This window comes from Streptomyces davaonensis JCM 4913 (assembly GCF_000349325.1).
Classification (GTDB): domain Bacteria; phylum Actinomycetota; class Actinomycetes; order Streptomycetales; family Streptomycetaceae; genus Streptomyces; species Streptomyces davaonensis.
The window spans coordinates 4,786,676-4,805,119 of record NC_020504.1 but is presented as its reverse complement, the minus strand read 5'-3'; the positions used below and the strand labels follow the sequence as shown (position 1 = coordinate 4,805,119).

Sequence of the window (18,444 nt, the reverse complement as noted above, 5' to 3'; positions counted from 1 at the left end):
CCGTCCTTTCGGGATCTTCGGCATGCCATCTCTCCGGGAGGTTTCTCGCCTGACTCTGGCTCCGGGGCTGGTGTCGTTCTCCGGCACTCTCCCGCATACCTCTGACATCCGGCCTCCGGACGGTGAGAGCGAATGAGACAGCAGGCTGAGAAGCGCTCGGCGCGAATCTGGCACGGCGAGTGATTCCCGAGGGCAGCAGAAAGGCCCGGGTCGATGACCTGGGCCTTCTTCGTGGAGCGGGTGACGAGAATCGAACTCGCGCTCTCAGCTTGGGAAGCGACGGCGCTTGCGGAGCCGGAGCGCTTCTGAACTGGTCTTATGTGCTCTGGCCTGGTGCCGGAAGAGGGCGGGTCATACCGCTGTTGAAGCGCCTCCTGGGCGAGGGCGCTCAGCGGTGCCGAGGATGTGGGTGGCCGCCGGCGAAGGAAGGCGGGTCGGCGGGAAGGGGAACTTCTTGACCGAAGTGATCCTGAAACCGGCGTCGGCGATGGCGTTTTGGGTATCGCGGCCGGTGTGGCAGCCGCCCATCAGCAGGGGCCAGACGGTGGTGTCCAGTGCCCGCTGTACCCGGCGCATGCCGGTTGAGTCCGCACGTACGTGCTCGAAGAAGCGGAGCTGTCCGCCGGGCCGCAGGACGCGGTGCAGTTCGGTGAGTGCAGCGTGCGGGTCGGCCACCGAGCACAGGGTCAGGCAGACTACGGCCGCGTCGAACGAAGCGTCCGCGACGGGCAGTTGCTCGGCGATTCCGCCGGTTACCTCCACCTGCACCGGGGCTGTACGGGCGGCATGCTCGGCCATGGCGCGCAGGTTCGGCTCCGGTTCGACGGCCAGCACGCGCTTCACACCCGGCGGGTAGTGGGCGAAGTTCAGTCCGTTGCCGGCACCGATCTCGATGACCTCGCCGGTCAGGCCGGACAGCAGGTTCGTGCGGTGTTCCGCGATGCCGGCCTTGTCCAAGGCGGGTCCGGCGATCTTGGCGTAGAAGCGGGCGAAGAGCGGATGGCGCCTGCTTGGTCGGGCGGTCTGTGTGGTCATGTCGGGTCACCGTCCTCCTCGACAGCGGTCCCTTTGGGACTACGATGTTTTGCGGAGGTGCTACATAGTGAAGTCACTTCACGATAAGTCCGAGGGGACCGCTTCCGCCAGCGCCTCGCTGGACCGGCTTTTCGAGCTGTCCGAGGTGCTCGGCTCGATGATGGAGCGCGGGGTCGCCGAGCATGGCCTGACCCGGGCGCGGGCCGGTCTGCTGTGGGCGCTGTTCCATGACGGGTCGATGACCCAGCGGGCCCTTGCCGCCCGGCTCCAGGTCACCCCGCGCAATGTCACGGGCCTGCTGGACGCCCTGGAGGCCGACGGCCTGGTTGCCCGCGCCGCCCACCCGACCGACCGACGCGCCACCCTTGTGTCCCTCACTGAGCCGGGCCGCACCCTGACCGCCGGGCTGCGCGGGGGGCGCGACGCGTTGGCGCTGGAGCTCTTCGGGGACATGCCCGCCGCCCAGCTGGCCGCGATCCAGGACGGCCTGGAGACGGTGATCGCACGGCTGCATGCCATCGACCGGATCAGCAGCTAGCCAGGTCACAGCCGCTCCAGGTCGCAGGGGTGATCGCCACGCGGCCAGGTGACTGGCCTCCGCGGGGGATTCCCGAGAACTCGTGTGGCGTGGGTGTCGTATCCGTCCGCCCGCCGATCGTCTTCTGGGTAGTAGGGCCGACTGGTCCTGCGTAAGAGGTCGAGAGGGGATCGTTCCCATGTCGTCGTCAGCCACAGCCACCCCGAAGCCGATTCCCGATGCCTACCGCCGGGTCACCCCGTGCCTGGTCGTCCAGGGCGCCGCAAAGGCGCTCGAGTTCTACGGCGAGGTGTTCGCAGCCACGGAGCGCATGCGGTTCCCGGGGCCGGGAGGCACCATCGTGCACGCCGAGATCGAGATCGGGGACTCGGTCATCATCGTCGAGGACCCCTCGCCGTACACGGGGACCGAGGCCCCGCCGGCCGGCGGTCTGCCCGGCAGCCCGGCCTTCCTGTTCGTCTACGTCGAGGACGTGGACGCCGTCGTCGCCCGCGCCGTCGAGCTCGGGGCGACACTCAAGCGGGCGCCGGAGGATCAGTTCTACGGGGACCGCGACGGATCCATCGTGGACCCGTACGGGCACTGCTGGACGGTGGCCACGCATGTGGAAGACGTGGCACCGGAAGAGATGGAGCGGCGGATGGCCGCCATGCTGGAACAGGGAGGTGCCTGATGAAGTACGTGCTGTTGTTCGTCGACACCGAGGAGTTCGCGGCGGAGCTGCAGGCGATGGGCCCGGCCGAGCGTGCACGGGCCTACGAGCGGGTCTACGAGTGGTTCGCCGCCCACTCCGGCAAGGTCACGGGCGGGCAGAAGCTGCGGGATCCGGAGACGGCGACGACGGTGCGGCTGGAGGGCGGGGAGCCGGTCGTGGTCGACGGGCCGTTCGTCGAGGGCAAGGAAGTCGTCAGCGGATACGCCGAGATCGAGGTCGCCGACCTCGATGAGGCGCTGCGCATGGTGCGCACCTGGCCCGGCTGCCCGGTTGTCGAGATCCGCCCTGTGGAGACCAGCCCGCTGGGGTGAGAGCCACGTGACGGCAGCGTCGTACGAAGCGGCCGAGTCACACGACCGGCTGGCCCGCGTGGTCCGGGAGCACGCGGGCCGGCTGGCCGCCGCGCTGATACAGGTGACCGGCGACTTCTCCGCCGCGGAGGACCTGGTGCAGGACGCCGTGCTGGTGGCGCTGAAGCACTGGCCGGTGGAGGGGATCCCGGAGCGGCCCGACGCCTGGCTGTTCACGGTGGCCCGGCGGCGCGGGCTCGACCTGCTGCGGCGCCGGGAGAACTACCGCCGCAAGCTGGCGCAGATGCAGTGGCCGCCGGAGAAGTGCGAGGCGTCGGAGCCGGACGAGCGGCTGCGGCTGGTCTTCACCTGCTGCCATCCGGCGCTGACCCGGGAGGCGCAGATCGCCCTCACCATGAGGGTGGTGTGCGGGCTGACCACCGCGCAGATCGCCCGCGCGTTCCTGGTCCGCGAGTCCACCGTCGCCCAGCGCATCACTCGCGCCAAGCAGAAGATCACCAAGGCGGGGATCCCGTACCGCGTTCCCGACGACGAGGAGCTGGGCGACCGTCTCTCCCAGGTCCTCGCGGTGATCTACCTGCTGTTCAACGAGGGCTACCTCTCCACCGCCGAGCAGGCGCAGTCGCACGACCTCGCCGACGACGCCGAGTGGCTGGCCGCCCTGCTGCACCGGCTGATGCCGACCGAGCCCGAGGTGGCCGGGCTGCTGGCGCTGATCAAGCTCCACCGTGCCCGTACGGCCGCCCGCTTCACTCCCGAGGGCACGCTGGTGCGGCTGCTGGACCAGGACCGCTCCCTATGGGACCACGAAGCGATCGAGGCGGCCGCAGCCCTGCTGACGCGCGCCATCCGGCGGCAGCGCCCTGGCCCGTACCAGCTCCAGGCCGCCATCGTGGCCTGCCATGCGGAGGCCGCGTGCTGGGAGGACACCGACTGGGAGCAGATCGTGCTGCTGTACGACATGCTGCTGCACCTCGCCCCCTCCCCGGTCACCCGGCTGCACCGGGCTGTCGCCCTCCGCTACATCGAGGGGCCGCAGGGCGCACTGGCGGAAGTGGACGGCCTCGCGGGAGAGCTGGACCGCTACCACCTGTTCCACGCCGTCCGGGCCGACCTGCTGCGCGACCTGGACCGCCCCGACGAGGCCCGCACCGCGGACCGGTTCGCCCTCGAACTGACCGCCAACCCCGCCGAACGCGCCCTACTCCAGGAGCGCGCGGGCTTCTAGGCATGCCGATCCCTCCCTCGGGCCGCCGCCTCAGGGCGCCCACCTACAGCTGGACCGCCATCACTGCCGCCCGATTCATTTTCTCAGGGGAGGCCGCCTGCGCCCTGCGGCTCCTCCCGCCGCGTCGTCGATGCGGAATCACTGTGTGGGCGGTTGCCCCCGAGTGGCCAGCAAGGGCTTGAGGGCGATGGCGGCGCCGATGACGAACACGACGGTGGCCAGGTAGATCAGGCCCAGGTGGCCCAGTGTGTCGAGGTCGTAGGGGTAGTGGGCGGGCAGGGCGACCGCCAGGCCGAGGACGGGTACGACGACTGCGGTGACGTAGGCCCACAGCAGGCCCCGTCGCACACCGAACCAGGCCAGCGCCGCCACCGCGACCCCGGCCGCGGCGATGAAGCCGGAGACCGCGATGTGCAGGTGGGAAATGTACTCGTAGAGGTCCGGGCTGAACGCGCGGATGCCGTCCTTGGTGGTCCCCGTCTCGGCCGGGCCGACGCCGAGCTCCAGGAAGGAGCCGGTGAAGTTCCGTACGAAGAAGATCACCGCGTAGGCGACGAAGGCGACGCCGGCCAGTGCCATCAGACCGGAGCCGAGGCGCAGGGCGCCGGCGGACGATGCGTTCGCCGGCACGGCGCGGTGGTGGTGGGCGATGCTGGTCATCACGCGCCTCCTGGGGTGCGAGGTTTGACGGCGAGCAGGGAGATGCTCTTGACGCCGTAGCGGGCACTGGCGTTGCGGGCCCGCTCGCTGAGGAATCCGTAGGGATTCGGTCGGCTGCGCAGGACGCGCAGCCCGGCGATTTCGATCAGGTGGCGGTAGGTGTCCTCCTGGGCCGCGCCGGCGATGCAGGAGGCCCACAGATCGGCCTGTGCGGTGATCGCGTCGCTCAGCGGACGTTCGGTGACGAGGTCGGCTATGGCGAGGCGGCCGCCGGGGCGCAGGACTCGTGCAGCCTCGGCGAAGACCCGCTGCTTGTCCGGGGAAAGGTTGATCACCCCGTTGGAGATGACGCAGTCGATGTCGGCATTCGCGACCGGCAGGTCCTCGATGCGGCCCTCCCGCAGCTCCACCCGGTCGAATCCGCCGGCCGCCGAAAGACGGCGGGCCTTGTCGATCTGGGCCGGCGTGAAGTCGACGCCGATGACCCGGCCCGTCGGGCCGACGGCCAGCGCGGCGCAGAAGACATCGGTGCCGGAGCCGCTGCCCAGATCCAGCACGCGCTCGCCCGGCTGGAGCGCCGCCAGGTCCAGTGCATGGCCGACGCCGGCGAACGACTCGACGGCCTCGGCCGGGATCCGGTCCAGGACGGCGGCGGGGTAGCCGAGGCGTACGGCCAGGGGCCTGCCCAGCTCGAAGTGGAAGTCTCCGCCCGGCGCGGCGGCCACCTGCCCGTACAGGTCCTTCACCTTCGTCTCCAGTTCCCGGGTGTCCAGCACCCGGGTCTGCGGCTCGGTCATGGCACTGCCTCGCTTCCCGCTCCCGGTCTCGGAGCACCTGATCGGTGCCCGGCACTTTCTCGGACGGACCGGGTCGCCCGCTTTATTGCATTCCGCGAAAATGCAATAAAACGGGTCACAGAACACGTCTGTGTGGTGTGGCGTCGATGCCGGTCACCGAGACCTCGCGGCAGCGGGCGGACTTCCGGGATCTGGTACGGGACCAGCTCCCGCGTCTGTACTCGCTCGCGCGCGTGCTGGTGGGCGACGAGGCGGAGGACGCCGTACAGGACTGCATGGTGAAGGCGTTCGAGCACTACGGGCAGCTGCACGACCCGGCGGCCGGGGCCGCGTGGCTCAGGTCGATCCTGGTCAACTGCTGTCACGACCGGCTGCGTACCAGGGCGCGGCAGCCCGAGCCCGTCGACTTCGACGACCTGGCAGCCGAGTGCTTCTCGCTCTACCGGAAGATCGCCTACGAGGACCCCTTCCCGTACTCGGACTCCGTGCACCTCGACTTCCTGCACGGCTTCAGCCGGGACGACGTGCGTTCGGTGCTGCTGGCCCTGCCGGACATCTACCGCATCCCCCTCGTCCTGGTGCACATGGAGGGCTACCTGGCCAAGGAGACGGCCGCGCTGCTCCAGGTGCCGCTGGGCACCGTGCTCTCCCGGCTCCAACGGGGCCGCAAGCTGTTCGAGCGGGGCATGTGGGACTACGCGCAGGCCCACGGGCTGCTGAAGGAGGACGTACGGTGATCAGCTGTTCCGAGGCCGTGGACAGGCTCTGGGCATACCTCGACGCCAGCATCGGCGGGGCCGAGCGGCAGGCCGTGGAGGAGCATCTCGCCCTGTGCCTGCGCTGTTGCGGTGAGCTGGAGTTCGCCGTCGAGCTACGGCGGTTCCTGGCCGCCTCGGGGCGCGAGGAGATCCCGCCGGACGTCCTGGCCCGCCTGCGGACCGCATTGGAGGGGCTGGGCCCATGAGCAGAGACCTGATGCACACCGCCGAGATCAAGGAACTGGTCCGCGATGCCTACCGGCACGTCCCGCCGACGACCGAGGCCGTCGCCCGCGTGCTGTACAGCCCGCAGGAGCTCGCCGGCATACCGCAGTCCGCGATCTCCCGCTCCCTCGGAGTCGCCAACCACCTGCGCCACGCCGACATCCGCCCCGGCGACACCGTCCTGGACCTCGGCTGCGGCGGCGGGATCGACACCATCATGGCGGCCCGCCGGCTCGGCCCCGGCGGCCGGGTCATCGCTCTCGACTTCCTCCCGGAGATGCTCGCCCGCACCGCCCAAGCCGCGGCCGAAGCCGGCCTGGCCAACGTCGAGCCCCTCGAGGGCGAACTCGAAGCCATCCCCCTCGACGACACCTCGGTGGACGTCATCATCTCCAACGGCGTGATCAACCTGTCCCCGCGCAAGGCACGCGTGATGGCGGAATGCGCGCGCGTCCTGCGTCCAGGCGGCCGGCTCTGCGTCTCCGACCTCACCGTGCACCAGGAGGACCTGCCCCCCGAGATCCTCACCCGGCCGGCCGCCTGGGCCGGGTGCGTGGCAGGCGCGCTCTCGGAGGACGACGTCGTACGCAAACTCGCGCGCGCCGGATTCCAGGACATCGACATCGTCTACCGCCGGCCCCTGAGTATCGACGACTGTGCGCTGTACCCCCTGTTCGACGCCGACACCATCACCCTCATGCGACGCCTGGTGCCCCCGGAGAAGCAGCACACCGTCGCCGTGGCAGTCGTCGTCTGCGCCCGCAACGGACCCACGCACATGACTAGCTGATCTCCGTACGCCGCCAGGGAGATGACGGATCCGTGCGCAGCGCGGTCTCGGCGATGACGAGTACGTACGTCGTGGCGGGCACCTCTCCGGGCACGGGGCCGACGTAGGTGTGACCGGTCATGTGGCACCAGGCGGCCAGGTCCAGCGAGGCGGCCGGGTCGGTGGCTCGCAGATGCACGACAGTGCCCGGTGGGGCGCCGTCGACTTCCTTGCGGAGACGGAGCAGGAGGGTGACGCAGAGCAGGCCCGAGCCGTCCACGACCAGTGGCGGTTCGGCATGGGCAGAGGCGGTCACGCGCGACCTGCGCGGGCGGCGGTGATCAGCGCGTTGGCGGCGCGGTCGATGTCTGCCGGAGTGGTCCAGCGGCCGATCGACAACCGGAGTGCGGCCATGCTGCGGGCATCGTCCAGGCCCATCGCGCGCAGGACCGGCGAAGGGGTGCGGGTGCCGCTGTGGCAGGCCGAGCCGGTGGAGGCGGCGATCTCGGGTGCGGCGGTGAGGAGTTCATGGCCGAGTACGCCGTCGATGCTGATGTTGAGGGTGTTGGGCAGTCGTGGCTTCACCGGGCCGTTGAGGTGGACCCGGCCCGGGAGCGCGTCGGTGAGTCGGTCGTGGAGGCGGTCGCGCAGTCCGGCGGAGCGCTCATGGCCGCCCGAGGCCAGGTCTGCGGCGGCGAGTTCGGCGGCGGTGCCGAGCGCGACGGCGAATGCGACGTTCTCGGTGCCCGCGCGCAGACCGTGCTCCTGGCCTCCGCCGTGGACCAGCGGTTCCAGGACGACGCCGCGACGGATGTACAGCGCGGCGATGCCCTTGGGGGCGTACATCTTGTGCCCGACCACGGTCAGCAGATCGACCCCCAACTCCCCTACATCCAGCGGGACTTTCCCGACGGCCTGGGCGGCGTCGCAGTGAAACAGCGCGCCGTGCGCGCGGGTGATGCGGGCCAGCGCGGGGATCGGCTGGAGGGCGCCGGTCTCGTTGTTGGCGGCCATCACCGACACCAGCACGGTCTCCTCGGTGAGCGCGGCAGCCAGCGCGGCAGGGGCGACCAGTCCGTCGCCGTCGACGGGCAGCACGGTCACGCGGGCTCCGTGCAGGCGCTCCAACGCGTGGCAGGTCTCCAGGACGGCCGGATGCTCGGTGACCTGCGTGATCACATGCGGACGCATGTGGCCGGAGGCGAGGACCGCACCGCGCAGCGCGAGCAGGTCGGCCTCGGAGCCGGAGGCGGTGAACACGATCTCCTCGGCACGGGCACCGATCAGGGCGGCGACCTGTGCGCGAGCGTCGGCCAGCGCGGCGCGGGGCTCGGCACTGTAGGGGTGGCTGCTGGAGGGGTTGCCGAAGAAGTCCGTCAGATGCGGGCCCATCGCCTCGGCCACCCGAGGATCCACCGGGGTGGTGGCGTTGTAGTCCAAGTAGACCGGCCCGTCGGCGAGCCCCGGATGTACGGGCACACCGCTGCCGGTCATGCCAGGTCCCCGGCGTCGACGGGCAGTTCGGCCAGGCGCCACTCCAGCATGCCGTCGTTCAGGCGGATCGCCCGCCGTCCGCGGTCGGTCAGCAGCCGCACCGCGTCGTAGGCGAGTACGCAGTATTCGCCCCGGCAGTACACGACGATCTCCGTCTGCTCCGGCAACTCGTCGATCCGGTCGGCCAGTTCATCGACCGGGATCGACACCGCGCCCGGGATGTGCCCGGCCCGGTACTCAGCCACCGGACGCACGTCCAGCACCACCACGTCCCCGGCCGCCACACGGGCGCGCAGCTCCTCGTGGGTGACCTCCGCCGCGTCGTCCTCACCGAGGTACGCGTCCCGCGCCGCGGGTACGGCCGCCTGGTGGGCCTCGGCGACCTTGCGCAGCAGCGCGAACAGCTGGGCCACGTCGTCCCCGGCGAGCCGGTAGTGGATGCGCACGCCCTCACGGCGGGTGGCCACGAACCCGGCCTGCTTGAGCGTCTGCAGATGCGCCGAGGCCGTCGTCAGGTTCAGCCCCGCCGCCTTGGCCAGCGCGTCCACCGTCCGCTCGCCCTGGGCCAGCAGATCGAGGAGTTCCAGGCGCTTTCCGCTGGCCAGCGCCTTGCCGCTGACCGCGAACGCGTCGTACAGCCGCGCCTTCGTACCGGCCGTGGTGTTTCCCGCCATGACATCCTCCATAAATCCATGGAATATTATAGGTGAAGGTGAGGGTCGTGACCACGCCCGCTCTCGCCCGCAACCTTTGGAGGACCTGATGGGCTTCGCCGACGACCGTCTGATCCCGCTGGTCGACGCCGGGCTGGGCAACAGCGCCTACCTCGTCGACCTCGGCGACGGCCGCGCTCTGGCCGTGGACCCAGGCCGGGACCTGCGCGCCCTGCGCACCGCCGCCGAGCGGCGCGGGCTGACCGTCGCCTTCGCCGCCGACACCCACCTGCACGCCGACTTCCTCACCGGAGCCCTCCAGCTCGCCGCCGACGACGGCGCCGCCGTCCTGGCCTCCGCCGCCGGCCACCGCACCTTCCCGCACACCGCGCTCGCCGACGGCGACGAGACCGACCTGGGCGGGCTGACCCTGCGCACACTGGCCACCCCCGGCCACACCGACGAACACCTGTCCTTCCTGCTCCTGGACGGCACACGCGAGCTGGGGGTCTTCACCGGCGGCTCGCTGATCGTCGGCTCCGCCGCGCGCACCGACCTCCTCGGCGCCGACCGAACAGAGGAACTCGCCCGCGCCCAGTACCGGTCTCTGCGGCGGCTGGCCGACCTACCGGACCGGACCGCGGTGTGGCCCACCCACGGCGCCGGTTCCTTCTGCTCCGCCCCGCCCGGTGCCGAGCGCACCACCACCATCGGCGCCCAGAAGCAGGCCAACGCCCTGCTCGCCGCGCCGGACGAGGACACCTTCGTACGCGAACTACTGAGCAGCCTCGGCTCCTACCCCTCCTACTTCGACCGCCTCGCCGAGACCAACCGGCGCGGCCCTGCCGTGCTCGCTGCGGGGCCCGCGCTCCCCGCCCTGTCCGCGGCCGCCGTACGCGAACTGATCGGCCAGGGCGCGCAGGTCGTCGACGTACGGCCCGTGCCGGACTTCGCCGCCGGCCACATTCCCGGCGCCGTCTCGATCCCGCTGCGCGACCAGTTCGCCACCTGGCTCGGCTGGCTGCTGCCCGACGACGCCCCGCTCGTCTTCGTCACCGCACCCGGCCAGGACCTCCCCGAACTCACCTGGCAGGCCCTGAAGATCGGCTACGAGCGACTGGCCGGCCACCTGACCATGGACGCCTGGATCGCCGGCGGCGGAGGCCGGGCGACCATCGAATTGCTCACCGCCGACCGCATCGGCGACCGTCCCGTCCTCGACGTCCGCCAGCAATCCGAGCGCGAAGCCGGTCACATCCCGGGCGCGGTCGGCATCGAACTCGGCGCATTGGCCGCCCGTGCCGACGAGGCGCCCTCGGGAGCGGTGGTTCACTGCGGACACGGTGAGCGCGCGATGACCGCCGCCAGCCTCCTCCAGCGCGCGGGACACAAGGACCTGGCCGTTCTCGAAGGCGGACCCGCCGACTGGGCCAAGGCCACCGGACGCCCGCTGCGGGAGGGCGCGTGACCACCACGACCTCCCCTGGCGGCATACGGCTCGGACTGCGCGCCAACCTCGCCCAGTTCAGCCTGCTCGTCCTCGTCAACGCCCTGGTCGGCGGGATGCTCGGCCAGGAGCGCACGGTCCTGCCGCTGCTCGCCGATGACGTCTTCCACCTCTCCGCCTATACGGCCGCCCTCACCTACATCCTCGCCTTCGGCGCCACCAAGGCGATCACCAACTTCTTCGCCGGCGCCCTCTCCGACCGCTACGGACGCAAGCCCGTCCTCATCGCCGGCTGGCTGATCGCCCTGCCGGTCCCCGCGATGCTCGCCTGGGGCCCGTCGTGGGGCTGGATCATCGCCGCCAACGTGCTGCTCGGCGTCAACCAGGGCCTGACCTGGTCCACCACCGTCATCATGAAGATCGACCTGGTCGGCCCCGAACGCCGCGGCCTGGCCATGGGCTTCAACGAGGCCGCCGGGTACGTCGCTGTCGCCGCCACGGCCATGGCCACCGGCGCCATCGCCGACCACGCCGGACTGCGTCCCGAGCCGTTCCTCCTCGGCGCCGCCTACCTCGTTCTGGCCCTGGGCCTGTCCACCTTCGCGGTCCGCGAGACCCGCGACCACGCCCGGGCCGAGGCCGCCCAGCACCCCGTACCGGCGACGGACGTGACCACCGCGCAGATCGCCCGCCTGACCAGCTTCACCGACAAGGCCCTGTCCGCCGCCAGCCAGGCCGGCCTGGTCAACAACCTCAACGACGCCCTCGCCTGGGGCATCTTCCCTCTGCTGTTCGCCACGCACGGCCTGTCCGTCGCCGAGATCGGCGTCCTCGCCGCCCTCTACCCGGCCGTGTGGGGTGCGGGGCAGATGCTCACCGGCTGGTGGTCCGACCACGTCGGCCGCAAGCACCTCATCACCGCCGGCATGCTGCTCCAGGCCGCCGCCATCGCCCTCGTCGCCGCCGCGACCACCTTCCCCGCCTGGGCCGTCGCCCAGATCCTGCTCGGTATCGGCACCGCGCTCGTCTACCCGACGCTGCTCGCCGTCATCGGCGACGTCGCTCACCCCGCCTGGCGCGCCCGCGCCGTCGGCGTCTACCGCTTGTGGCGCGACGGCGGCTTCGCCGTCGGCGCCCTCCTCGCCGGAATCCTCGCCGACGCGTACGGTCTCACCACCGCCATCTGGGCCGTCGCCGCCCTCACCGCCACCTCCGGCCTGACCGTCGCGGTCCGTATGTACGAAACCCATCCGCGCCCGGTGAACCAAGCCGCTGCTCGCCGAGATCCACCCCCGCCCGATCAAGTCAACTGAGACCGAGGCACGAAGAAGGCCCCGACCGGAATCGGTCGCGGCCTTCGTTTGCTGGACTCTCGGCGGCCGCCCCGAGCTCGCCGAGCTCCGCCTTCGGGCCTGGGCGCACATGCTCGGCTTCCTCGGCCACTTCTCCACCAAGTCCCGCCGCTACTCGACCACTTTGGGCGCCCTTCGCGATGCCCGCGCCGAATGGCGCCGCGCACAAGCCGCTGCCGCCGTCGAGACCGGGAACCAGCCGCCCGGGCACGTGGGAAAATGGACATGCGCTCACGACTGCGGAGTGACCATGCGGGACCAGCTGAGGCTGATGGATCTGCTGGCCGCCCTGTCGGTGGCCACCGATCTCGGCATGGGGCGACCGCCGGACACGGCGGTCCGGTCGTGCCTGCTCGCAACCGGCCTGGCCCGCGCCCTCGACCTGCCTGACGGGCAGGTGCGTGGCGTCTACCTCGCCTCGCTGCTGCGCCACCTCGGCTGTACGGCCACTGCGGCCGTCGAGGCCCGCCTGTACGGGGGCGACGAACTGGCGTCACGGTCGGCCGCCGAACCTGCGGACTTCGGTGACGTCCGGGAGACGCTCGCCCTGACGCTGGGCACTGGACGGGGCGCGGGCGTAAACCGGCCGCGCCTGCTCACGCGGGCCGTGGTGGGCAACCTCCGGCACGGGAAAGCGATCTTCCAGTCCATCTGTGAGGCGGGCTCTCTGCTCGCCGGCCGGCTCGGGCTCGACCGGGAGGTCGGGGACTGCCTGTACCAGCAGTTCGAGCGGTGGGACGGCAAAGGACTGCCGCAAGGGCTGGCCAAGGACGAGATCGTGCTCCCGGCACGGATCAGCGAAGTCGCCAACCAGGCACTGCTGTTCCACCTCAAGGGCGGGCCGGAGGCAGCCATGGCGATGGTGGAGCGACGGGCCGGTGGATGGTTCGACCCGTCGGTCGTCGACGTCTTCGGGCGCCGCGGGAGCGCCCTGTTGCGCGAGATCGACGCCGTGGATCCGTGGGAGGCGGTCCTGGAAGCCGAGCCGCCGCCCGTGAGGTACATCACCGGGGGCGAGTTCGACCAGGTGGCGCGCGGCTTCGCGGACATGGTCGATCTCAAGGGGACCTACACACTGGGGCACTCGGCGGGAGTCGCCGAGCTGGCCGAAGGAGCCGCCCACTCGCTCGGGCTGGCGCAACGCGACGTCGAGGACCTGCGGCGCGCCGCCCTCCTGCACGACCTGGGGCGGGTCGGCGTCTCCAGCGGGATCTGGGACAAGCACGGCCCGGTGACTCGTACGGAACGCGAGCAGATCCGACTGCACCCCTACCACACGGAGCGCATCCTGGCCTGCTCGCACGTCCTCGAACCGCTGGGGCGCATCGCGGGTCTGCATCATGAACGACTGGACGGCAGCGGCTACCACCATGGGCTGTCGGCCGCCGGGATCCCCTTGACGGCCCGGATCCTCGCGGCCGCCGACACCTTCCAGACGGCCACCCAGGATAGGCCTCACCGGCCCGCCCGCAGCCCGGCCGGGGCCGCCGACCTGCTGGCCGAGGAGGCCGCGGCCGGTCGTCTCGATCCCGACTGCGTGCGGACCGTCGTCGATGCCGCCGGGCAAGCGCCGTCACCAGTACGGCTGATCTGGCCCGCCGGGCTCACGGACCGGGAGGTCGACGTCCTGCGGCTGCTGGCCCGCGGCCTGTCGAACAAGGAGATCGCGAGCGGGCTCGTGATCTCGCGACGTACCGCCGAGCACCACGTCCAGCACATCTACGGCAAGATCGGCAACTCCACTCGCGCAGCCGCCGCCCTGTTCGCCATGGAGCACGACCTCCTGCGGGGCTGAGCCGCCGTACCGGTTCCGGCGGTCACGAGGCGTGCGGTCACGATGCGAGGAACTCCCGTACGACGGCCGCCACCAGGACGGGGTCGGTTCGGTGGGCGATGTGCGCGTGACCGTCGAGGAGGCGAATCCGGGCACCCGGGATTGCCGCCGCTGCTTTGTCGGTGGCCTCCTTGAGGGCTGGTGGGCTCTGCGAACCGGACAGCAGCAGCGTCCGCGCCGTGATCCCTTCGAACTGGCCCTGCCGGTACACCCAGCCCTCCTCGGCACGTGCCTCCCGTGCCACGGTCGGTGCCACGGCGACACGGCGGGCCCATTCCGGGCCTGAACGCATGGCGCGGATCTGGTCGTCGGTGAAGTCGAGGACGTCCCGGAGCACCAGGACGATGGCCGCTTCGGCGTCGCCGTCGGAGAGCGCCTTCTCGGCCTTCTCGATCCAGCCCTCGGGGTAGGCGAGCCCGAGGCTGGGCTCGTACAACAGCAGGTGGCTGATGTTCCCCGTGAGCGTCGCGCCGCCCATCGCAAGGCTCGCCCCGTAGGAGTGGCCCCACACGGCGACCGGGCCGCCGACTCGCGCGGCGACCGTGTCGACGACGGCGGCGACGTCCTCGAACTCCCGCTCGATCGCATACGCGGCGCCGTCGCCGCTCGCGCCGAAGCCGCGACGGTCCATGGCGAACGTGGTGATGTCCGTGCGGAGCTCGCCCACCAGGGCGGACGAAATGGTGTGGTCCTGCAGCGAACCGTGCACCATCACCAGCGCAGGTCCCCCACCGTCGGCCCAGACCGCGATCGCGGTCCCGTCGGGTGCCCGGACGTCGAACCGGTCGGCGGCGAGCTCCTTGCTCACGGTGTTCATCTCCGTGCCTCCCGATCGGCCCCGCTGTGCGACCGGGACGTGAACTCCACGACCTCGTGCACGAACGCTTCCGGATGTGTCACGTGCGGAATGTGACCCGCACCGGCGTAGACGACGTGCTCGGCCTGCGGCAACAGCTCCGCGAGCCGCGTCAGCACCGGCCGGAACAGAGGCGGGCTCCGGTCGCCCGACGTGAGCAGCACCGGCCCGTGGTACCGGGCCAGCGCGGTCTCGTCGACGGCCCCGGCGGCGGGGTCGTTCTGCTCGTCGAGGTATGTCGGAGCGTTCTGGACGAAAGTCCGCCGCATGCCGTCGGGCATCCGCGCCCAGCTGCCGGGCCCGAGAGCCACCGCGTCCACGAACAGCTCGGCCGCACCGGCGTCATCGCCCGCCGAGATGCGACGCGACACCTCCTCGAGCGGCCCACGCTCGACGGCCTCGGCCGCGGCGGCCTCGGGACTGCCCGGGGCGAGCAGGGACCACAGCGGCGGCTCGTGTACGACGATCCCGCGCAGTACGTCCGGGCGGGCCGCGGCCAGCTTGAGCGTGATGGCCGCGCCGGCCGAGTTGCCGACGACCCATGCGGGGACCGCCTCGAGATGCTCGATCAGCGCGGCGAGGTCGGCCACGTCCTCGTCGAAGCTGCCCTGGCCGGAGAGGCGCTCGCTGCTGCTGTGGCCCCTCCGGTCGTAGGCGACGACGCGGAATTGGGGGACCAGGCCGGGTACGACCGGATCCCAGTTGTGGTGCGAACCCCAACTGCCGTGCACGAGAACGAGCGGAACCGCCCCCTCACCGGTCGACTCGTACGCGATGCGCACCCCGTTGACCTGAACGAACTCCATGGGCTCCGCCGAGGTGACGGCGCCCCCATTGATGCGTGCCATCGCTGCCGCTCCTCTCCTCGGAGGACAGCACCAGGCTCACTCCACGACCGTCGACCGCGCATCGGCAGACCTGCCCATCTGCCAGTCCGGCAGGCGGGCACCGATCACCACGGTCGGGAGTCTGCGGCGGCGTGTGGGGACCGGCGCCGATGACTCGTACGTGCAGCGCGCAGCGACGCCGTACCTGCCGACCATCGGGTGCCGACAGCCGATGGCCTGGTCGCGCCGGCGCGCGTCGAAGATGTCAGGCTGCCGAACTCGCCGTGCTTCGGGTGACCGGTTTGACGTGGGCGAAGGCGCTGCGGGCGTTCCACGTGGGAAACGCTCGCACGAGCCAGGAGGGGCCATGGAGTTGGATGCGCCGGTCGAGGACGGCGTCGGCCCAGGTCTGCTGGCCGGCGTGCCATTTGACGAAGGCCTCGGCCTCCGCCGTGATGTAGAGGTCCTCGTCGAGGCCGGGGTACGTCTTGCAGATCTCGGTCTCTCCATGTTCGATCAGCAGCCAGTACCGCTCGGGGCGCGGGCGGCCGGTGAAGTCGAAGCGGATGACGACGCGCCGGTCCGGGAGCCGGTCTCGGCGGAGCATGTTGCACATCGACCACAGCGCCACAAAGGGATCGAGGTGCTCGGGGGCGATCTCGAGCCAGGCAGCACCCCACTCGCCGAGCGACACGCAGACCTTGAACAGGTCGTGCCCCGCGGGCGTGAGCTCGTAGTGGTTTCCGCGGGCGTCGGGCTTGGGTTCTGCCCTGACGATGCCCAACCGTTCCAGTTGCTTGAGCCTCTGCGAGAGCAGGGTGCGGGAAAGCCCGGGGGCGCCCTCCAGGATTTCGCCAAAGCTTCCACAGCCCAGGTACAGGTTGCGGATGATCAATGGCGTCCAGCGCTCGGCGAAGATCTCGGCGCCGCGGGCAATCGGGCAGTACTGGCCGTAGCTCCGCACGCCATCAGTGTCGCACCCCTGCCCCGGGACCTGAAGTCCAGAATCCTGACTTCACAGCCGTGGCCTGAAGAGGTGCGATGAGATTGATGCGCGAGGAGATGAGAGAAGGACCTCCGAGCACGTCGGCCACCCGAGTGAGGAGGCGACCGCCATGAAGATCGACGGGTTCCGAGGCCGGCTGATCACCCGTGACGACGCCGACTACCACACCGCCCGAGCCGTGTGGAACGGCGCCGTGGACCGGCGCCCCAGGCTGATCGCCCGATGCGGAGGCACTGCCGACGTGGCCGCGGCCGTGCGTTTCGCCCGCGATCACGACCTGGAGATCGCCGTGCGGGGTGGCGGCCACAACGTGGCCGGTACCGCAGTGTGCGACGACGGGATCATCATCGACCTCTCGGCGATGCGGGCCGTGTCCGTCGACCCTGCCGACCGCACCGCCTGGGTCCAGGGCGGTGCCCTCTGGGCCGACGTCGACCACGAGACGCAGGCTCACGGGCTGGCCACCACCGGGGGCATCGTGAGCCATACCGGCGTCGCAGGGCTGACCCTCGGCGGCGGCATCGGCTTCCTCATGCGCAAGCACGGGCTCGCCGTCGACAACCTGCTGACCGCCGAGGTGGTCACCGCCGACGGCAGCATCCTCCATGCGTCCGCTGACGACCACCCCGACCTGTTCTGGGCGCTGCGAGGCGGCGGCGGCAACTTCGGCGTTGTCACCCTGTTCCGGTTCGCGCTGCACGCCATCGGCCCGACGGTCCTGGCCGGACCCGTCTTCTGGGCGGCCGACGACACCACCGACGTGCTGCGCTTCTACCGGGACTTCGCCGCCGACGCACTCGACGAACTCGGCACTGTGGTCAGGCTCGGGACCGTTCCCCCGCTGCCCGTCATCCCCGAGGAACTGCACTGGCGGCCCGCCATCGCCGTCGTCTGCTGTTACGCGGGCCCGATCGCCGACGGCGAGCGCACGGTGGAGGCCCTTCGCCGGCTGGGGACGCCGCTGGTGGATCTGCTCGCGCCCAAGTCGTACTGCGCCCACCAGAGCGCAACCGACGACACCACGCCCCACGGCTGGCACTACTACTGGAAGTCCACGGACCTCGCCGATCTGTCCGACGACACCATCTCCGTCATCGCCGACCACGCCTACCGCGCCGGCTCGCCCCGGTCGTACGCAGTGATGTTCCACATGGGCGGCGCCGTCAACCGAGTCACCCACACCGCCACCGCCTACGCCGGCCGCGACGTGGCCCACAACATCAACATCGACGCCGTATGGCTGCCCGGTGAGTCGGGCGAGCACGCCGCAGCCGAGACCGCCTGGGCGCGGCGGTTCCTCCACGCCCTCCAACCGCACCGCGCCAACAGCGTCTACGTCAATTTCCTTGATTCCGACGACGGCAACAGCCGTGTCCGAGAGGCGTACGGCGAGCGCATCTATCGACGACTGGCCGAGATCAAGGCCAAGTACGACCCGGACAACACCTTCCGCCACAACAAGAACATTCACCCCGGCTGAGCAGGGTCGGTGACGATCGACGCCGGATGGTGGACCCGAATGCCCGGGGGAGTGGTTGAGCCCGGAACAAGCTGGAGCAAAGAGCGGTGCCGAGGACCTGATTTCCAAGGCTCTGGCCGCAATTCCATGCATGCAAGTCCCGGCCGTTGGCCCCGGCAGCGTCGCCCTCGTTCTCCTGGCCATGTCTCCGCTCCTGACGACAGAGCCGGATCACGTCGCCACGCGCGAATCGGTAGGGAGGCCACCCTCAGCTCGGTCGACTTGCAGCGGTGGACGAGCCGGCGCTCCGTGATCACGCTGGAGATCACGGAGGACCACCTGGGCGCCACTCAGCCTGCCCGTATCCGCCGTCCCGCACTGGACCTCGAACCCGCCGACGCGGTGAATGTGGCCCAGTCTGCCGACTACGACACCAACGCGATCCTCGCCCTCGCCCTCGCCCTCGCCCGACGAGCCTTC

Annotated in this window: 20 protein-coding genes and 1 pseudogene; 12 read left to right on the top strand and 9 right to left on the bottom strand. The window is 70.8% G+C overall.

All coding sequences use genetic code 11. From position 1 onward, the window contains the following. Window positions 1-351: 351 nt before the first annotated feature. Window positions 352-1,035: a class I SAM-dependent methyltransferase gene (locus BN159_RS21145; protein ID WP_015659037.1), complete on the bottom strand. Its 684-nt coding sequence runs from the start codon at window positions 1,033-1,035 to the stop codon at window positions 352-354. Between the two features lie 67 nt (window positions 1,036-1,102). Here BN159_RS21145 and BN159_RS21140 point away from each other — a divergent pair, with 67 nt between their 5' ends. The 4 genes from BN159_RS21140 (at window position 1,103) to BN159_RS21125 (ending at window position 3,827) form a co-directional block, all read left to right on the top strand. Then, window positions 1,103-1,573, top strand: a complete 471-nt coding sequence (locus BN159_RS21140) for a MarR family winged helix-turn-helix transcriptional regulator (protein WP_015659036.1) — start codon at window positions 1,103-1,105, stop codon at window positions 1,571-1,573. 178 nt (window positions 1,574-1,751) lie between these two features. Beyond that, window positions 1,752-2,246 (top strand): VOC family protein, encoded by a 495-nt coding sequence (locus BN159_RS21135; protein ID WP_015659035.1) that lies wholly within the window; start codon window positions 1,752-1,754, stop codon window positions 2,244-2,246. Further along, window positions 2,246-2,599 (top strand): YciI family protein, encoded by a 354-nt coding sequence (locus BN159_RS21130; RefSeq protein WP_015659034.1) that lies wholly within the window; start codon window positions 2,246-2,248, stop codon window positions 2,597-2,599. The genes BN159_RS21135 and BN159_RS21130 overlap by 1 nt, the downstream gene beginning before the upstream one ends. 7 nt (window positions 2,600-2,606) lie before the next feature. After that, window positions 2,607-3,827, top strand: a complete 1,221-nt coding sequence (locus BN159_RS21125) for an RNA polymerase sigma factor (RefSeq protein ID WP_015659033.1) — start codon at window positions 2,607-2,609, stop codon at window positions 3,825-3,827. Between the two features lie 138 nt (window positions 3,828-3,965). Here BN159_RS21125 and BN159_RS21120 read toward each other — a convergent pair whose 3' ends face one another. Further along, window positions 3,966-4,487 carry a hypothetical protein gene (locus tag BN159_RS21120; RefSeq protein ID WP_015659032.1) on the bottom strand — a complete coding sequence of 174 codons (522 nt, stop codon included), beginning with the start codon at window positions 4,485-4,487 and terminating at the stop codon, window positions 3,966-3,968. Next, window positions 4,487-5,284: a methyltransferase domain-containing protein gene (locus tag BN159_RS21115; RefSeq protein ID WP_015659031.1), complete on the bottom strand. Its 798-nt coding sequence runs from the start codon at window positions 5,282-5,284 to the stop codon at window positions 4,487-4,489. Before BN159_RS21115 ends, BN159_RS21120 begins: the two co-directional genes overlap by 1 nt. Before the next feature lie 146 nt (window positions 5,285-5,430). Here BN159_RS21115 and BN159_RS21110 point away from each other — a divergent pair, with 146 nt between their 5' ends. Genes BN159_RS21110 through BN159_RS21100 form a run of 3 tightly spaced genes read left to right on the top strand, consistent with a single transcriptional unit; the run spans window position 5,431 to window position 7,057 of the window. After that, window positions 5,431-6,021 (top strand): RNA polymerase sigma factor, encoded by a 591-nt coding sequence (locus BN159_RS21110; protein ID WP_015659030.1) that lies wholly within the window; start codon window positions 5,431-5,433, stop codon window positions 6,019-6,021. Then, window positions 6,018-6,248, top strand: a complete 231-nt coding sequence (locus tag BN159_RS21105; protein ID WP_015659029.1) for an anti-sigma factor family protein — start codon at window positions 6,018-6,020, stop codon at window positions 6,246-6,248. The genes BN159_RS21110 and BN159_RS21105 overlap by 4 nt, the downstream gene beginning before the upstream one ends. Beyond that, on the top strand, window positions 6,245-7,057 hold the full coding sequence (locus BN159_RS21100; RefSeq protein WP_015659028.1) for a methyltransferase domain-containing protein: 813 nt from the start codon (window positions 6,245-6,247) through the stop codon (window positions 7,055-7,057). The genes BN159_RS21105 and BN159_RS21100 overlap by 4 nt, the downstream gene beginning before the upstream one ends. On the opposite strand, the gene BN159_RS21095 is transcribed toward BN159_RS21100, so the two are convergent. Genes BN159_RS21095 through BN159_RS21085 form a run of 3 tightly spaced genes read right to left on the bottom strand, consistent with a single transcriptional unit; the run spans window position 7,050 to window position 9,204 of the window. Next, entirely contained in the window at window positions 7,050-7,352 is a 303-nt protein-coding gene (locus BN159_RS21095; protein ID WP_015659027.1) for a sulfurtransferase TusA family protein, read from the bottom strand. The genes BN159_RS21100 and BN159_RS21095 overlap by 8 nt on opposite strands. Further along, a complete protein-coding gene (locus BN159_RS21090; protein ID WP_015659026.1) occupies window positions 7,349-8,530 on the bottom strand; it encodes a cysteine desulfurase family protein in 1,182 nt (393 codons plus the stop codon). The genes BN159_RS21095 and BN159_RS21090 overlap by 4 nt, the downstream gene beginning before the upstream one ends. Next, window positions 8,527-9,204, bottom strand: coding sequence for an ArsR/SmtB family transcription factor (locus BN159_RS21085; RefSeq protein WP_015659025.1), 678 nt, complete (start codon window positions 9,202-9,204; stop codon window positions 8,527-8,529). Before BN159_RS21085 ends, BN159_RS21090 begins: the two co-directional genes overlap by 4 nt. Window positions 9,205-9,292: 88 nt before the next feature. On the opposite strand from BN159_RS21085, the gene BN159_RS21080 reads away from it, so the two are divergent. The 4 genes and pseudogenes from BN159_RS21080 (at window position 9,293) to BN159_RS21070 (ending at window position 13,777) form a co-directional block, all read left to right on the top strand. Beyond that, window positions 9,293-10,651 carry an MBL fold metallo-hydrolase gene (locus tag BN159_RS21080; RefSeq protein ID WP_015659024.1) on the top strand — a complete coding sequence of 453 codons (1,359 nt, stop codon included), beginning with the start codon at window positions 9,293-9,295 and terminating at the stop codon, window positions 10,649-10,651. Next, window positions 10,648-11,943 (top strand): MFS transporter, encoded by a 1,296-nt coding sequence (locus tag BN159_RS21075; protein ID WP_015659023.1) that lies wholly within the window; start codon window positions 10,648-10,650, stop codon window positions 11,941-11,943. Before BN159_RS21080 ends, BN159_RS21075 begins: the two co-directional genes overlap by 4 nt. After that, window positions 11,924-12,232 (top strand): annotated as a pseudogene (locus BN159_RS47570) (replication initiator); the annotation flags it as partial. The gene BN159_RS21075 and the pseudogene BN159_RS47570, both read left to right, overlap by 20 nt. Then, entirely contained in the window at window positions 12,233-13,777 is a 1,545-nt protein-coding gene (locus BN159_RS21070; protein WP_015659022.1) for an HD domain-containing phosphohydrolase, read from the top strand. Window positions 13,778-13,814: 37 nt separating this feature from the next. On the opposite strand, the gene BN159_RS21065 is transcribed toward BN159_RS21070, so the two are convergent. The 3 genes from BN159_RS21065 to BN159_RS21055 form a co-directional block, all read right to left on the bottom strand. Continuing rightward, window positions 13,815-14,633 carry an alpha/beta fold hydrolase gene (locus tag BN159_RS21065; protein WP_015659021.1) on the bottom strand — a complete coding sequence of 273 codons (819 nt, stop codon included), beginning with the start codon at window positions 14,631-14,633 and terminating at the stop codon, window positions 13,815-13,817. Beyond that, a complete protein-coding gene (locus tag BN159_RS21060) occupies window positions 14,630-15,520 on the bottom strand; it encodes an alpha/beta fold hydrolase (RefSeq protein ID WP_015659020.1) in 891 nt (296 codons plus the stop codon). Before BN159_RS21060 ends, BN159_RS21065 begins: the two co-directional genes overlap by 4 nt. A 244-nt stretch (window positions 15,521-15,764) precedes the next feature. Further along, window positions 15,765-16,463 carry a winged helix-turn-helix transcriptional regulator gene (locus BN159_RS21055; protein ID WP_015659019.1) on the bottom strand — a complete coding sequence of 233 codons (699 nt, stop codon included), beginning with the start codon at window positions 16,461-16,463 and terminating at the stop codon, window positions 15,765-15,767. A 151-nt stretch (window positions 16,464-16,614) separates the two neighbouring features. Between BN159_RS21055 and BN159_RS21050 the strand changes: the two genes are divergently transcribed. After that, on the top strand, window positions 16,615-17,985 hold the full coding sequence (locus tag BN159_RS21050) for an FAD-binding oxidoreductase (protein WP_015659018.1): 1,371 nt from the start codon (window positions 16,615-16,617) through the stop codon (window positions 17,983-17,985). Window positions 17,986-18,444 lie beyond the last annotated feature (459 nt).

Excerpts from the sequence above, each read along its gene's own strand:
- BN159_RS21145 (WP_015659037.1), bottom strand. The coding sequence starts at position 1,035 with ATGACCACACAGACCGCCCGACCAAGCAGGCGCCATCCGCTCTTCGCC.
- BN159_RS21135 (WP_015659035.1), top strand. The coding sequence starts at position 1,752 with ATGTCGTCGTCAGCCACAGCCACCCCGAAGCCGATTCCCGATGCCTAC.
- BN159_RS21130 (WP_015659034.1), top strand. The coding sequence starts at position 2,246 with ATGAAGTACGTGCTGTTGTTCGTCGACACCGAGGAGTTCGCGGCGGAG.
- BN159_RS21120 (WP_015659032.1), bottom strand. The coding sequence starts at position 4,487 with ATGACCAGCATCGCCCACCACCACCGCGCCGTGCCGGCGAACGCATCG.
- BN159_RS21115 (WP_015659031.1), bottom strand. The coding sequence starts at position 5,284 with ATGACCGAGCCGCAGACCCGGGTGCTGGACACCCGGGAACTGGAGACG.
- BN159_RS21110 (WP_015659030.1), top strand. The coding sequence starts at position 5,431 with ATGCCGGTCACCGAGACCTCGCGGCAGCGGGCGGACTTCCGGGATCTG.
- BN159_RS21100 (WP_015659028.1), top strand. The coding sequence starts at position 6,245 with ATGAGCAGAGACCTGATGCACACCGCCGAGATCAAGGAACTGGTCCGC.
- BN159_RS21090 (WP_015659026.1), bottom strand. The coding sequence starts at position 8,530 with ATGACCGGCAGCGGTGTGCCCGTACATCCGGGGCTCGCCGACGGGCCG.
- BN159_RS21085 (WP_015659025.1), bottom strand. The coding sequence starts at position 9,204 with ATGGCGGGAAACACCACGGCCGGTACGAAGGCGCGGCTGTACGACGCG.
- BN159_RS21080 (WP_015659024.1), top strand. The coding sequence starts at position 9,293 with ATGGGCTTCGCCGACGACCGTCTGATCCCGCTGGTCGACGCCGGGCTG.
- BN159_RS21070 (WP_015659022.1), top strand. The coding sequence starts at position 12,233 with ATGCGGGACCAGCTGAGGCTGATGGATCTGCTGGCCGCCCTGTCGGTG.
- BN159_RS21065 (WP_015659021.1), bottom strand. The coding sequence starts at position 14,633 with ATGAACACCGTGAGCAAGGAGCTCGCCGCCGACCGGTTCGACGTCCGG.
- BN159_RS21060 (WP_015659020.1), bottom strand. The coding sequence starts at position 15,520 with ATGGCACGCATCAATGGGGGCGCCGTCACCTCGGCGGAGCCCATGGAG.
- BN159_RS21050 (WP_015659018.1), top strand. The coding sequence starts at position 16,615 with ATGAAGATCGACGGGTTCCGAGGCCGGCTGATCACCCGTGACGACGCC.